We start from the raw sequence: 12,807 nt of genomic DNA, 5'->3' as shown, positions 1-12,807 counted from the left end.
AGCTTTTTTCTTTGACGAAATTTAATTGAAAGGAAGTCATCACATGGCGGTAATCGCAACTAACGGGCTGCTCAAGGCCCAACACGACTGGATTGACGACGAGTTACAGACCGATCCCTTACAAATTTTAATCTTAAACCTGATGCCCACCAAGTTGGAGACGGAACGGCAATTTCTCCAACGCTTCGCGGCGGTCGACCAGGACGTGGCGGTCACCTTCATGTACCCGACGCGCCACCACTTCAAAACGGTGGCCCGCGCGGCCGTCGTTGAAAACTACGTGTCGATCGACCAGGTGGTGGACCAGTCCTTCGATGGGGTGATCATCACCGGGGCGCCCGTCGAACAATTGCCGTTTGAGGACGTGGATTACTGGCACGAGTTCGTGGCCATCAGCGACTGGGCCCACCGCCACGCCAGTCAGACCCTTTACGAATGTTGGGCGGCGCAGGCGGGGCTGTACCAGGACTTCGACATCCCCAAGTACGACCTGCCGCAAAAGGCCTTTGGCATCTACAGTGCCACGACCGTCGACGACCACTCGCCCCTGATGAGTGGCCTGAGTGCCGGGGGGCTGTTGAAAATGCCCCAATCCCGGCACACGGCGCTTGATTTACCGGCGCAGTTACCGGCCGACCTGCAGGTGGTCGCCGCTAACGCCGAGGTCGGGCCGCTGGTCTTAACGTCGTCCGAACAGCGAGCGGTCTACGTGACGGGGCATCCCGAGTACGCGGCGGACACCTTGGCCCGCGAATATCACCGTGATCGCCGCCAACACCGCCGCGTTCCGGTACCGCAACATTATTTTGAACAGTCCGATGCAACCGTCGTGAACTATAGCTGGCCGGATGCCAGTCGGCGGTTCTACCAAAACTGGTTAGCCAGTTTAACTTTAACGAAAGTAGGTCTTTAATCATGACAGAAACCAACCCAGAAAACTACCACTTTGAAACGTTACAGGTCCACGCCGGTCAAACGGTCGACGAAACCGGCTCCCGGGCCGTGCCGATTTACCAAACCACGTCCTACGTCTTTAAGGACGCCAAGCAGGCCGCTGGTCGCTTCGCGCTGACCGACGCCGGCAACATTTACACCCGCTTGACGAACCCCACGACCGACGTGGTCGACAAACGGGTCGCCGCGCTAGAACACGGGACGGCGGGCGTGACGTTAGCCACCGGGTCGGCCGCAATTACCGCCGCCATTTTGAACGTCGCCCAACAGGGAGACGAAATTGTGTCGGCCAAGACCCTTTACGGCGGGACCTACGACCTGTTCAACGTGACGTTAAAGAAACTAGGCATCACCACACATTTCGTGGACTCCGATGACCCGCAAAACTTTGAGGACCAGATCAACGAACACACCAAGGCCCTCTACGTCGAAAGTATCGGGAACCCCGACATCAACCTGGTGGACTTCGAGGCCATCGGCGCCATCGCCCATAAGCACCACATCATCTTCATCGTCGACAACACCTTCGGCACCCCGTACCTGGTTCGGCCACTGGAACACGGCGCCGACGTGGTGGTCCACTCCGCGACGAAGTTTATCGGCGGCCACGGGACCACGATGGGTGGCGTGATCGTCGAAGGTGGCAAGTTCGACTGGAAGGCTAGCGGCAAGTACCCCGAATTTACCCAACCGGACCCACAGTACAACGGCTTAGTCTTTGCCGATCTCGGCGGGGGCGCCTTTACCACCAAGGTCCGGGCCGAAACGTTACGGGATACCGGGGCCACCATCAGTCCGTTCAATTCCTTCTTACTCTTACAGGGCCTCGAATCGTTGTCCTTACGGGTCGAACGGCACGTGGAAAACACCCGTAAGATTGTGGCCTTCTTAAACGACCATCCCAAGGTCGCCTGGATCAACTACCCCGAATTACCGGACAGTAAGTACCACGACCTGGCAACGAAATACTTCCCCCACGGCGTTGGCTCCATCTTCACGTTGGGCCTGACCGGCGGTGAAGCGGCGGGCAAGGCGTTGATCGAACACCTGCAACTCTTCTCCTTACTGGCTAACGTGGCGGACGCCAAGTCGCTGATCATTCACCCGGCCTCGACGACCCACGCCCAACTCAACGAACAAGAACTCTTAGCGGCCGGCGTGACCCCCGATTTGATTCGGATCTCCGTGGGGGTCGAAAACGTCGATGACTTGATTGCGGACCTGAAACAGGCCCTCGACAAAATTTAGAAAGGAGCGCTGACCAATGACCACGACCATTCAAGTTGGCATGTTGGGGTTAGGGACCGTCGGCAGCGGGGTGATTACCCGTTGGCCGCAAGCCGTGACCACGATTGAAGAGACTCAAGGCATTCAGTTACAACTGACTAAGGTGGCCGTGGCCCATTTAGCCCGCGCCCGGCAGGTCCCCTTACCCCCGGAAACGCACCTGACCGATTCCATCACCGCCGTGGTGGCGGACCCGCAGATTCAATTGGTGATTGAGGTAATGGGCACGCTGACGACGGCCAAACAGGCCATCGTGGCGGCGTTGACCCACGGCAAGTCCGTGATCACCGCCAACAAGGACCTGATTGCGACGGCCGGTCAGGAGTTGATTGCCTTAGCCCGGCGCGAGCACTGCGACCTATTTTACGAGGCCAGCGTGGCCGGGGGCATCCCCATCTTACGGACGCTCACGGACAGCTACGCCACCGACACCGTGCAGGCCGTGACCGGAATCTTAAACGGGACCGCCAACTACATCTTAAGCGCCATGACGGCGGGGCAGTCCTACGACCAGGCACTCACGGCGGCACAACGGGCGGGCTACGCGGAAAGCGACCCGACCAACGACGTCAGCGGTCTGGACACCACCTATAAATTGATGATTCTCGGCCAACTGGCGTTCGGCCAACACCTGACCAGAGAACAGATTCGCCCGGTCGGCATCACCACCGTGACGGCCGCGCAGTGTCAATTCGCCGCGCAACACGGCTGGCAGATCAAGTTACTGGCCCAGGCACAACGCCACGCCGATCACCTGTACTGCCGGGTCGCCCCGGTCGCGGTGCCGACGACCCAGATTTTAAGCCAGGTCCAGGGCGTGCAAAACGGGGTCGCCATCCGGAGCCAGGCCATCGGCGAAAGCCTGTATACCGGCCCCGGTGCCGGCAGTACGGCCACGGCCAACAGCGTCTTAAACGACGTGCTGGTCGCCACCCGTCGGCTGCAACAGGGGGTCCGTGGTACCGCGTTGAGTGCGCCGGTCCAACAGTTACCGGTGACCAACCTGGCGGCGTTGGCGCAAAGCTACCTCTTATTCAGTGACCTGGCGCCGGTCGACCTGCAGTGCTACGCGGCGACCAACCAATTGGTCTTGACGCCGGTGGCTGCGGGCGTGTACCGCACCGATGTTTTGAACCCCCAACAGGTGCGAATCCTGCGGGCCACCGAGGATCTCCAGATTGTCCCGATTGCCGGGACGGTGCAGTGGCCGGAAGTCGCGGCAGACCGCGAGGCAATCTCGCGCGCAGCTATCGGGTAACCTTATAATATAGAAGTAACCCTAATTAAAACGCCTCCCAGACGGCATGATGCCGCTTGGGAGGCGTTTTGCGTTGGTCGGTAGCTTTCGGTATGCTGGACTTAGAAGGGGGATGGCACCATGAACGCGCTGACTAAAATTAAGGGCCTGTTGTGGGGCGTTCGGCTGGTTTACGTCATCACGTTGATTTGGGTCATCGCCGATCTTTGGCGGTTGAACAGTAACACCAGAATCTCTGGCACCTTGTTTTTCCTCATTGGCTTTCCGGCCGTTTACCTCGAGAACCAGCGAGAAAAGCTGGAACCGGCATACGGGGATACGTTAGGGTGTGTGCTGTGGCGGTTTCTGTTATTCCCCTGGTTTTGGGTGATGTGAGGACGGGAGTTAATGTGCCGACGCCGCCCAGAAGATTGAAAAGAATCCGATGATAAAAGCCAGAATCACCAGGACCCACCAATAACCGGCCAGAAAATCCCAAAAGTTCATGTTGCCGAACCGGCGCACGTAACGGTTCCGCTTGGGATCGAATACGAATTCACTCGTATCGACTTTTGAGTCCTGCTCGTCACGACCAAAAACTAGTGTGTCGAGGCTGACGTTAAAGATATCGGTTAACTTGATCAGGTTTGTCAGGTCGGGCGTGGAGTCCCCGGATTCCCATTTGGAAATGGCCTGGCGGGTCACGAATAACTGACTAGCTAGGTCGTCCTGGGTAGTATTCGTGGCTTTTCTAAGTTTTTTGAGTTGTTGGGGAAATTGGTTCATGGTGATAACCTCCGGCGGCGTTAAAAACGCTTTTTTCTAAAGATGAGATACCCACTCACGACAAAGAGCCCCGTGTAAAGTAAGGTACCTAGTAAAAGTTGTGAGTTTTGCAGGTGACTGGTGGCGTAATAGGTAGTGTAGTTGTAGTACTCCCGCGTTAAGTTGGTCATGTTAAAGGGATTCCAGCGCAACAACCATACGCCTTGGTTGGCCATCAGCAGATTAGACGACACAAACTGGCCCATAAAGACCACGAGTAGACTCACGCTAATGACGATTGCATTATTATTAATCAGGCACGAGAGCAGAAAAATTAGGCTAATGATCAAGGTGGTGGTCACAACGTCTACCGCCATGGTTTTGAGCAGGTTTTCCCAGAGCGGCTGGTGGTAAAGGTAGACGGTTGACCAGGCGACGGGGCGATTAAGGGGCGTTTGGCACAGGAGCATCGTCCATAAGATGGCAACGCCGTGCAGGAAAACGTTGTACCCCAGAATGACGATGTATTTGGCGAGGTACACGTCTCGTTTGGCAGGTGCCTTGTACAGCAGGGTCAAAATGGCGTGATTTTGAAATTCCATGGAGAAGGTAGTGGCGCCGACCACGACTAAGATCAACATGAGCCAATCAGGGGCGTCGTAACTAGTGGCCATTGACAATTTAGTTTCATTATACCCTATTGTGTAGCCGGTCATGACCATCAGAACGAGGAGGATGATGGGTGCCAGCCAAATGATTTTACGGTGGCGGAGCTTGTAAAACTCCTGTCGTAAACTAAGTCGCATTTGAATTTCCCTCCTAACGGTCTAAACTGGACGTTTTTTAAATAGCCAGTATCCGACCAAGATAAAGGCCACGGTATACAGCAGGGTGCCGCTGATCACCTGCCCGTTGCTGAGGTGTGAGATGGCTGCGTAGGGCGGATTGGCTAATTGTTGGGTAATAAAAATCATATTCAGCGGGTTCCACCGAATCAGGGCTACTTGGGCGGCAAAGGTGTGCATAAAAGCCACCGAAAAGCCCGCGCCCATGAACCCCAGAGCCAGCCCGATGCCAATCACAATCGCGTTACTTTTAACGAGGGTAATTAATAGTAAGGACAGGGCGACGATGAATAACGTATAGAGGAGTGTCCCCAACACGTTACCGCTTAATAACGCGAAAAGCGTCTGGTGGTGGGCGACGGGGTGGAACCACCCGTAGCGGTGACCCACAAAAATTGTTTTAAGGACGACCGTAAACACTGTCGCCAGTCCCGTGAGGACAAGACTGTAGAGCCAAAGTACCAGTAGTTTGGCCAGATAAACTTGGAATCGCCGTGGATGTTTAGCGACTAGTAGGATAATCGTGTGCTGACGGTATTCCATTGCCAGAAACGCTGAACTAACGGCAATCATAATAATCGTGACCCACTGGACGGCCCCAAATTCGAAAATGAGTTGCGTGGGGGTAATCGGCGCAGTCAAAGCACTATAGCTCATGAGCACCAGTAAGGTGAGCAGGCCGTAAACGGGCGTTTTTTGCCGCGTGAACTTGAACAGTTCTTCTTTGAGGCTAGTTTTCATGAGCGGCCTCCCGTTGTTGCGCCAAAATGGCGACTACCGTTTGTTCCAAGTTACGCTCAACGGGGGCTAATTCTTCTAAGTAAATGTGATGAGTGGCTAGTAGGTCCTGTAGCGCAAAGATGGTTTCCCGGCGCACGGAGAAATAGGACTGGTGAGTCGTGAATGAAATCCGTTGGGCTTCCAGCAGTTGACGTGTCTGCTGCGGGGCGGTAGTGCGAAATTGGTAGTTCTGATGATGCAATTGATTAAACTGGTCCAGGGGTTGATTGACGATGAGTTGGCCGTGATTGATCAGAATGACCTGGGTCATCACCCGCTGGAGTTCGCTTAAAATGTGGCTGGAGATCAGGAAGGCCGTTCCCTGAGCGGCGTATTGGTGAATGAGTTGGCGGACGCCAATGGTGGCTTCAACGTCGAGGCCGTTCATAGGTTCGTCGAGGATAATCAGTTGGGGGTGGTTAAGAAAGGCAATGGCAATCCCCAGTTTCTGTTTCATCCCTAGAGAATACCCCTTGGCTTTTTGCTGAATATAACCGTCCATTTCTAGTGTGGTAATCAGTTGTTGCCGGTCGGTCGGGCTCTGGGAATAAAGTTCTAAATTTTGCAGTCCGGTCAAAAAGGGGTAGATGGCGGGATGTTCAATGAGGGCGCCCACACGCCGCAACGCCCGGTGGTCCGTTTCGGTGACCGAAACTTGGGCAATCTGAATGGTGCCACTAAACTTGGTCAATCCTAGAATCGTTTTCATCAGCGTAGTTTTGCCGGCCCCGTTAGGACCAATCAGTCCCACGATACTGCCGGGGGCAATCGTAAAGGTGATGTCTTTGACAATGGGTTTTCGCCGAATATAGGTCTCGACGTGTTGAACAGTTAACATGAGCATTTCCTCCTAACCGTAGTCAATGTTCTAAATCTACTATCGATTAGTGGGGGCGCTCCTACAAGCAACTAAGTTAAAGCATTTCGCAAATAGCAAGTTATTTTCGCGCAACTTGAGTGCACCCAAGGCGTGTTAAAGGTTGTTATACCGGGAGTTACTGCGGTTGCGGGGCGAATATCACACGAATACTTAATTAAAGACAGGTGGGTCGTTTTTAATCTGAAATTAAACTTAATGCTGCAGATTATTGAACCTAAATTCGATTGAAACAACTGGGTTCTTTCATTAAATTTTTAGGCAACATAAAATATTGCCCTGAATAATCCGGATGATTTCTTTGTTAGTAGTTAATCGTCATGTTTCCCAGAGGTAACATGACGTGCTAAACTAAATCTAGGAGAAATTCCGATTGTGGGTTATTTGAAATGGTTCGAGAAACTGAACTTAAGCAGCTAATTGACCAGATTAAACATGACAAAAGCAAGTGGCGAATTAGTCGTCGTGGTAAAAATTTGATGGCGATGGCTACTTTAGGAATTGATGCAGATGAAATTCTAAACGAAATTTACGCGGGGATTACCTGGCAAGATTATGTTAGTGGACCGGAAAAGGATAACCATCACCCACCCATTCCCGGTGATATTTGGATTTTTGGGATGATATTGGAAGCGACTGAGTGTTATCTGAAGTTTCAACTTAAGGCACACCACATCGTTTTTTGGATTTCAGCCCATCCGGCAGCCTATCCGCTACACTATCCCTTTAGATGATGTCGGCGACAATACCTTAACTTTTAACGGGGAGGAATTTAACGATGAAAAAAACTTTTTTTAATCCGGAGACCGAAACGACGGGTGATTACACTGAAGTTTGGCAGTATGAAGTTGTCCCGATTAAAGACGTTAAGGATCTCCTGGTGCGCACTCATTATTGGCAAGATGCAGATGGCGAACTGTGGTTAGATTTTAACGATCCTAACGAAAATTTCAGAAGTATTTTTACGGCTTATCGAGCGCGAAAAGGGTACCTACAACCCCAGCAGATTAAGACTCTCCGCCATCAATTAGGCTTATCCGTGCGCGAATTTGCGCGTCGGTTAGGTCTCAGCTATGCCAAGCTTTCTCAGATTGAAAACAATAAGCGTATCCAAACGCTTTCTCAAGAAATTTCTTTTAGAAAGGCCCAGCAGGATTATCAGCAACAAGGCTTCTTGACCGCCTACCCGGCGCCCCAAGACCCGGGGACTCTGTTGACCCAGGCGCTAGCAGCACGACCGACTGAAAATCTAAAGCCTAGACGCCAAACTTATATGACGCGTGAGTTGGGTCGGACGAATTACTTTGAAATTGGTAAACTTTCGGGAGGGATGGCCTAATGCCGGCTTTAGAATTTACAGGTTATACGGTGGAAGAACAACGTTATCAGCGAAATAAAAAATTTAAGACCACGGGGCGACCGCTTGACCTAAAACCGCGGTTGACCGTGACCACCGCCCTTGACGGTGACACGATCAACGTGCTGCTTGGAGTTCACGTTGGGACTTTAGCGCACGATCCGTTTGCGGTCGTCGTTCAACTTCAGGGCGAATTCTTGTACCACGCCAGCCAAGATCGTGCTGGGCTAGGCGTGGACACACTGATCAGAAATAATGCTGTCGCGATTTTGTACCCGTACGTACGGGCGTTGGTTTCAAATTTGACTAATGCGTCCAACGATTATCCAGCGCTGATCTTACCGACCATTGATGTGACCCAGGTCTTAAAGGAACAGACGCAGTCTGCGAAGACGGCCGATTAGGCGGGAAGACCATAAAATTAAACCAGGCACTCAGTTCTCCTCTTTAAGAGAAGAATTGAGTGCCTGGTTGTCGTTTCATCGGTTAGTTTGATGCTTAATCTGGCGTCCGTACTTTCGCCGGACCCCACCAATTCGGCATTAGCTCGTCTAACGTGACGGTTTGGCGGGTCGCATAGTCCACCATAATCTGCGTATCCCGGTTAGCCGGGTTGAATTCGAGCAACGCCTCGCGGCAGACACCACAGGGCATCCCGCCGACGCCGGCCGGGGCCGTGTCCCGAAACGAAATGATGCGCCGGACCTGCGTTTCGCCACTATGGGTGAACATGTCCAGTAAGGCCACCCGTTCGGCGCACAAGTTGAGCGCCCCGCAGGCACTCTCGACGCAAAAACCGGTGTAGATCTGCCCAGACTGACTTTGTAAGGCACACACCACGTTGTGCGCGTAGATGAATTGGTTGACGTCCTCGGGGTGGTAGAGCGGTTTAGCCGCTTGGTACAGTTGTTCCCAGATATCCATGGGGCCACTTCCTTTAAGGTTTACGCTTAAATTACCATAGCGTCGTTGGTCCTGACAAGGCTCACCACGTGAATTCCTCGTAATACACCTTGTTGGCCGCCACGTGTTGCTGGAACAACGCTTGCATCCAGGCGTGACCCAAGGGACGAGGGCCCGATAGCAGGTAGGTGGTATGCGGCGCGACGGCTTGGGCCACCGTAGTCGCTACGGGGAACCGACCGACCCGTAAATGGACCGTCAGTTGCGGTCGCTGTTGGGCTAATTGGCGCAGTTCGTCGGCGTAGATCAGTGCGGCCGCCGTGTGGGCCGTGTAGTACAACGTGATGGGTTTCGTGGGAAAGGCCGCGATGATGGCCATCATCGGCACCACGCCGGATCCACCGGCGATTAAGACCAACCGGTCGTGGGCATTTTCTTGAATCGTCGGGGCAAACCGGCCGTAACCCCCTTCCAACCGGGCGGTGGCGCCCACGGCTAGCGTTTGAATCTGGCGGGTGAAGTCCCCGTCGCCGCGAATGGCGAGTACGATTTGCCCGTCCGCGGTCACGGCATTGACCACCGAAAACGGGTGGAGTTCCTTTAATCCGTCGTGGTGCGGAAAGTTCACGAACAGGTAATCGCCGGGGCGCACCGCGAGTTGATGGGGGCGCCGGAGCTGTAGCGTAAATTCGTAAAAATTGGGCGCCAATTTTCGTTTAGCCGTCAGCTTGGCGGCCGGTAAGCGCCAGACGTGGGTAATCTTCTGGTAGAGGTACGCACCCACCACGACAATCGTGTAGCCGTTAAACAGCCAAATGTAACTGGTGATGCTAGTCACGTATCCAATCAGCTGTACGTGAACGAACACCAACGCTAAAGCGACCAGGTTTAGCCGGTGCAACCAGATGGATAGTTCATGATGAAAGACCCGCTCGAGTTGTCGTTTTAGCCGGGTCAACAACCGCGACCGACTGGTCAACCAACCGGCCAGAAAAATCAACGAATAAGCCATCAGAGCGACGAATAAGTCAAAGGCCCAGTTGCCGGTGCGTTTGATCCACCCGAACGAGGAGGTCTGGGTTTTGTGGAAGTAGGCCAGTACTAAGGCCAACAGACTAAGCAGGCCGTGAATCAAGTAGAGACTGGGCAGGCCAATCAAACGGTCCAGCCACCGGGGTCGCGTCGCCAGATACACGGCGGCCAACCACCAGACGTAGGCGATGGACCCCAACTGAATGGCGAAGGCCTCACCGGCGTAAATCGAAGGTAACCCCAACGCGAGTGCCTGAATCAAGGGTAAGGGCAGGAGAAAAAGGATCACGGCCCAGACCAAGCCTCGCAGATAAGATAACTTAGGCGTCATGGCTGACGCCCCCCTCGATGCGGACCACTTGGGCGTGTGGGCCGGTGGTCACCAGGAGCCCCGATAGCTGGTGCTGGCGGCTAAAGGTTAAAAAGCGCGACCGGCCCATCGCAACGGCGGCCGTGGCGTAGATGTCCGCCGGGGTCAGGGTGGGGCAGACCACGGTGGCTTGTTGGAGCGAGGCCGGCACTTGCCGGACGATGTGATCACCGTGCTGGCGGGTGCCCGACGTGGCCACGGCCGCGTTCTGAAGCCGATAGGCGTAGGTGGGCCTGGTCGGGTCCAGCGGGTTTTCGATGCCGACCCGCCAGTAAAAATCGCTTCCGGGCGCCACGCCGGTCTGAACGTCGCCCGCGCCGTTGATGGCCGCGGCCACCAGGTCGCCACGCGTTAGCGCCGGCCGGAGATACTGCTCAAAGACCCGTTGAATGGCCCAACCCTTGACCAGGCCGGTCGGATCGTAATGGCCCGCAAAAAACGGGTTGAACGCCCCCGCCGTTTGGTCTTGCGCCCGTACGGCCCACCCGTAGACGGTTTGAAAGTCACGCGTTAATTGAGCCGCCGTCAGCTCTTGGCGGGCAAACCGGCGGACCAACGAATCGGGACGAAAGGGGGAAAACTCGTGATTCAGCCGGTCGAGTTCCTGCTGGATCAATTGGCGGTAAGTGGTCACGCGTTGGGCGGAAAGGCCCATTTCCGGGGTGGCTTTCAGTTTAACGGTAAACGGCATGGCCATGGCTTCTAAGGTAAACGTGTGTGTTATCATGAGCTACACCTCCGCTTGGTCTAAGGCGTTTTGCAGGGACCCGGTAAAGCCCTTATAGGTCTCACTAGCGCCCGAGACCAGTTGAATCTTGGCGCTTTGCTTCTTCAACGCTTCGGCCTTATAGGTCGGCAAAACCTGACTGTTGATCTGCTTGTCGTGCTGGTTATCGTTGGGGTATTCCAACACGTTGATAGTGGTGATTTTGCCGTTCTTGATGACGGCCTGGACCTGGACGTCGCCCCATTGGGTGGACGTGGCCTTACCCGTGTAGGTGCCGTTCTTGTAGGTCCCGCTGGTGGCAGTCCTAGCGTTGGTGCTGGACGCTTGCGACGAGCTGGTCGTTGAGCTGGACGAGGCACTAGATTGGACCTGATTACCCGTGGCGGCGGTGACATGGTCCTTCACGAAAAGCCAATAACCGTCGAGGGCCACGGCTCCGGCAACGGCAACTGAGAGAATTCCTGGAATTATTTTTTTCATCAGCAAAACACTCCCTTGATCTTTTGATTCGTAGTCTAATCAGCGTTTGTGACCAAAGTGTGGCCGAAAGATTAAGAAACGGGTGAGTTCTCATCCTTGGGGGACTTGGGAGCGGGCGGGAGACTTACGGCGCGCTAGCGTTGCGCGTTTTTTCAGGAGGCGTTTTGTGACCAGGGACTTTAAGGTTCGATTAGGCTTGACTTGAGCGCGGCTCCCGCCATGAAATTTCTGCCGATAGAAGCGAAATCCATGAAACTGCTTACGCGGTGGTGTATCATGGTCTTATGCATCATGACTTAAATATTGAAGAGCGAGGTAATTTCATGGAAACGACACAGTTAAGCAACGGCGTCACCATCCCCATGTTAGGATTCGGGACCTACTTAATTGACAGTAAGGACGTCCCCGCGGCCATCAAGACCGCCTTGGATGCCGGTTATCGGCATTTAGATTGTGCCCACATTTACGGCAACGAACCCGCCGTGGGTGCGGCCATCAAGGCGTCCGGCGTGGACCGGTCCGACCTGTTCATCACGTCGAAGGTCTGGAACGCCGACCAAGGTTACGACAAGACCTTAGCCGCCTTTGACAAGACGCTCCACGACTTGGAATTAGACTACCTGGACCTGTACCTGATCCACTGGCCAAACGAAAAGAACTTCGACTTGACCTTAGACACTTGGCGCGCCCTGGAAACCCTGTACCAACAAAAGAAGGTGCGGGCTATCGGGGTCTCCAACTTCTCGCAAGACCAACTGGAAAAGGTCTTCGCCATGGCCAAGGTCAAGCCGATGGTCAACCAAATCGAACGGCACCCGTACAAGGTCCAAGCCGCACTGGGCAAGTTCGACACGGATAACGGCATTGTTAACGAAGGGTATTCCCCAATTGGTCACGGTCACTTGATCTTAGAGGACCCCGTGATTACCAAGTTAGCGGCTAAGTACGGCAAGACGCCGGCCCAAATTGTTTTGCGGTGGCAAGTCGACACCGGTTTCGTGGTCTTCCCGAAGTCTTCGAAGCCGGCGCGGGTCAAGGAAAACTTTGAAATCTCTGGGTTTAACCTGACCGCCGATGAAATCAAGGAAATCAACGGCTTAGACCAAGACAAGCATTTGAACTACGACTAAACCGTTTAAACGTTAGTCAACGAGCACAGTTCGACCTGATATGGTTATCAGGTTGGGCGGTGC

The 12,807-nt window shown here is 54.1% G+C and carries 16 protein-coding genes; 8 read left to right on the top strand and 8 right to left on the bottom strand.

Going from position 1 to position 12,807, the window contains the following annotated elements; translation table 11 throughout:
* Positions 1-43 precede the first annotated feature (43 nt).
* The 4 genes from FD38_RS03070 (at position 44) to FD38_RS03055 (ending at position 3,874) form a co-directional block, all read left to right on the top strand.
* On the top strand, positions 44-913 hold the full coding sequence (locus FD38_RS03070) for a homoserine O-acetyltransferase/O-succinyltransferase family protein (protein ID WP_057731007.1): 870 nt from the start codon (positions 44-46) through the stop codon (positions 911-913).
* Between the two features lie 2 nt (positions 914-915).
* Positions 916-2,202, top strand: coding sequence for an O-acetylhomoserine aminocarboxypropyltransferase/cysteine synthase family protein (locus tag FD38_RS03065; RefSeq protein ID WP_057731005.1), 1,287 nt, complete (start codon positions 916-918; stop codon positions 2,200-2,202).
* Between the two features lie 16 nt (positions 2,203-2,218).
* Positions 2,219-3,499 (top strand): homoserine dehydrogenase, encoded by a 1,281-nt coding sequence (locus FD38_RS03060; RefSeq protein WP_057731004.1) that lies wholly within the window; start codon positions 2,219-2,221, stop codon positions 3,497-3,499.
* A 120-nt stretch (positions 3,500-3,619) separates the two neighbouring features.
* Positions 3,620-3,874, top strand: a complete 255-nt coding sequence (locus tag FD38_RS03055; protein WP_057731002.1) for a hypothetical protein — start codon at positions 3,620-3,622, stop codon at positions 3,872-3,874.
* Positions 3,875-3,883: 9 nt separating this feature from the next.
* Here FD38_RS03055 and FD38_RS03050 read toward each other — a convergent pair whose 3' ends face one another.
* Genes FD38_RS03050 through FD38_RS03035 form a run of 4 tightly spaced genes read right to left on the bottom strand, consistent with a single transcriptional unit; the run spans position 3,884 to position 6,706 of the window.
* Positions 3,884-4,264 carry a helix-turn-helix domain-containing protein gene (locus FD38_RS03050; protein WP_057731000.1) on the bottom strand — a complete coding sequence of 127 codons (381 nt, stop codon included), beginning with the start codon at positions 4,262-4,264 and terminating at the stop codon, positions 3,884-3,886.
* Positions 4,265-4,284: 20 nt separating this feature from the next.
* Positions 4,285-5,049 carry an ABC transporter permease gene (locus tag FD38_RS03045; protein WP_057730999.1) on the bottom strand — a complete coding sequence of 255 codons (765 nt, stop codon included), beginning with the start codon at positions 5,047-5,049 and terminating at the stop codon, positions 4,285-4,287.
* A 21-nt stretch (positions 5,050-5,070) separates the two neighbouring features.
* Entirely contained in the window at positions 5,071-5,829 is a 759-nt protein-coding gene (locus tag FD38_RS03040; protein WP_057730997.1) for an ABC-2 family transporter permease, read from the bottom strand.
* Positions 5,819-6,706, bottom strand: coding sequence for an ABC transporter ATP-binding protein (locus FD38_RS03035; protein ID WP_057730995.1), 888 nt, complete (start codon positions 6,704-6,706; stop codon positions 5,819-5,821). The genes FD38_RS03040 and FD38_RS03035 overlap by 11 nt, the downstream gene beginning before the upstream one ends.
* A gap of 428 nt (positions 6,707-7,134) precedes the next feature.
* Between FD38_RS03035 and FD38_RS03030 the strand changes: the two genes are divergently transcribed.
* Genes FD38_RS03030 through FD38_RS12535 form a run of 3 tightly spaced genes read left to right on the top strand, consistent with a single transcriptional unit; the run spans position 7,135 to position 8,506 of the window.
* Entirely contained in the window at positions 7,135-7,479 is a 345-nt protein-coding gene (locus FD38_RS03030; RefSeq protein ID WP_057730993.1) for a hypothetical protein, read from the top strand.
* 44 nt (positions 7,480-7,523) lie between these two features.
* On the top strand, positions 7,524-8,084 hold the full coding sequence (locus FD38_RS03025) for a helix-turn-helix domain-containing protein (RefSeq protein ID WP_057730992.1): 561 nt from the start codon (positions 7,524-7,526) through the stop codon (positions 8,082-8,084).
* On the top strand, positions 8,084-8,506 hold the full coding sequence (locus tag FD38_RS12535; protein WP_083485252.1) for a protein-export chaperone SecB: 423 nt from the start codon (positions 8,084-8,086) through the stop codon (positions 8,504-8,506). The genes FD38_RS03025 and FD38_RS12535 overlap by 1 nt, the downstream gene beginning before the upstream one ends.
* A 94-nt stretch (positions 8,507-8,600) precedes the next feature.
* Here FD38_RS12535 and FD38_RS03015 read toward each other — a convergent pair whose 3' ends face one another.
* The 4 genes from FD38_RS03015 to FD38_RS03000 form a co-directional block, all read right to left on the bottom strand.
* On the bottom strand, positions 8,601-9,026 hold the full coding sequence (locus tag FD38_RS03015; RefSeq protein ID WP_057730990.1) for a cytidine deaminase family protein: 426 nt from the start codon (positions 9,024-9,026) through the stop codon (positions 8,601-8,603).
* Positions 9,027-9,087: 61 nt separating this feature from the next.
* Positions 9,088-10,368: an FAD-binding oxidoreductase gene (locus FD38_RS03010; RefSeq protein ID WP_057730989.1), complete on the bottom strand. Its 1,281-nt coding sequence runs from the start codon at positions 10,366-10,368 to the stop codon at positions 9,088-9,090.
* Entirely contained in the window at positions 10,358-11,134 is a 777-nt protein-coding gene (locus tag FD38_RS03005; protein WP_057730987.1) for an FAD:protein FMN transferase, read from the bottom strand. Before FD38_RS03005 ends, FD38_RS03010 begins: the two co-directional genes overlap by 11 nt.
* A gap of 3 nt (positions 11,135-11,137) precedes the next feature.
* Positions 11,138-11,614, bottom strand: coding sequence for an FMN-binding protein (locus FD38_RS03000; protein WP_147007801.1), 477 nt, complete (start codon positions 11,612-11,614; stop codon positions 11,138-11,140).
* 323 nt (positions 11,615-11,937) lie between these two features.
* Between FD38_RS03000 and FD38_RS02995 the strand changes: the two genes are divergently transcribed.
* Positions 11,938-12,744 (top strand): aldo/keto reductase, encoded by an 807-nt coding sequence (locus tag FD38_RS02995; RefSeq protein WP_057730986.1) that lies wholly within the window; start codon positions 11,938-11,940, stop codon positions 12,742-12,744.
* The last annotated feature ends 63 nt before the right edge of the window (positions 12,745-12,807 follow it).

This window comes from Levilactobacillus zymae DSM 19395, from assembly GCF_001434115.1.
GTDB lineage: Bacteria > Bacillota > Bacilli > Lactobacillales > Lactobacillaceae > Levilactobacillus > Levilactobacillus zymae.
This window is presented reverse-complemented; position numbering and strand designations above follow the sequence as displayed.

Coding starts and splice junctions, on each gene's coding strand:
- FD38_RS03070 (WP_057731007.1), top strand. CDS start 44: ATGGCGGTAATCGCAACTAACGGGCTGCTCAAGGCCCAACACGACTGG.
- FD38_RS03065 (WP_057731005.1), top strand. CDS start 916: ATGACAGAAACCAACCCAGAAAACTACCACTTTGAAACGTTACAGGTC.
- FD38_RS03060 (WP_057731004.1), top strand. CDS start 2,219: ATGACCACGACCATTCAAGTTGGCATGTTGGGGTTAGGGACCGTCGGC.
- FD38_RS03055 (WP_057731002.1), top strand. CDS start 3,620: ATGAACGCGCTGACTAAAATTAAGGGCCTGTTGTGGGGCGTTCGGCTG.
- FD38_RS03050 (WP_057731000.1), bottom strand. CDS start 4,264: ATGAACCAATTTCCCCAACAACTCAAAAAACTTAGAAAAGCCACGAAT.
- FD38_RS03045 (WP_057730999.1), bottom strand. CDS start 5,049: ATGCGACTTAGTTTACGACAGGAGTTTTACAAGCTCCGCCACCGTAAA.
- FD38_RS03040 (WP_057730997.1), bottom strand. CDS start 5,829: ATGAAAACTAGCCTCAAAGAAGAACTGTTCAAGTTCACGCGGCAAAAA.
- FD38_RS03035 (WP_057730995.1), bottom strand. CDS start 6,706: ATGTTAACTGTTCAACACGTCGAGACCTATATTCGGCGAAAACCCATT.
- FD38_RS03030 (WP_057730993.1), top strand. CDS start 7,135: ATGGTTCGAGAAACTGAACTTAAGCAGCTAATTGACCAGATTAAACAT.
- FD38_RS03025 (WP_057730992.1), top strand. CDS start 7,524: ATGAAAAAAACTTTTTTTAATCCGGAGACCGAAACGACGGGTGATTAC.
- FD38_RS12535 (WP_083485252.1), top strand. CDS start 8,084: ATGCCGGCTTTAGAATTTACAGGTTATACGGTGGAAGAACAACGTTAT.
- FD38_RS03015 (WP_057730990.1), bottom strand. CDS start 9,026: ATGGATATCTGGGAACAACTGTACCAAGCGGCTAAACCGCTCTACCAC.
- FD38_RS03010 (WP_057730989.1), bottom strand. CDS start 10,368: ATGACGCCTAAGTTATCTTATCTGCGAGGCTTGGTCTGGGCCGTGATC.
- FD38_RS03005 (WP_057730987.1), bottom strand. CDS start 11,134: ATGATAACACACACGTTTACCTTAGAAGCCATGGCCATGCCGTTTACC.
- FD38_RS03000 (WP_147007801.1), bottom strand. CDS start 11,614: ATGAAAAAAATAATTCCAGGAATTCTCTCAGTTGCCGTTGCCGGAGCC.
- FD38_RS02995 (WP_057730986.1), top strand. CDS start 11,938: ATGGAAACGACACAGTTAAGCAACGGCGTCACCATCCCCATGTTAGGA.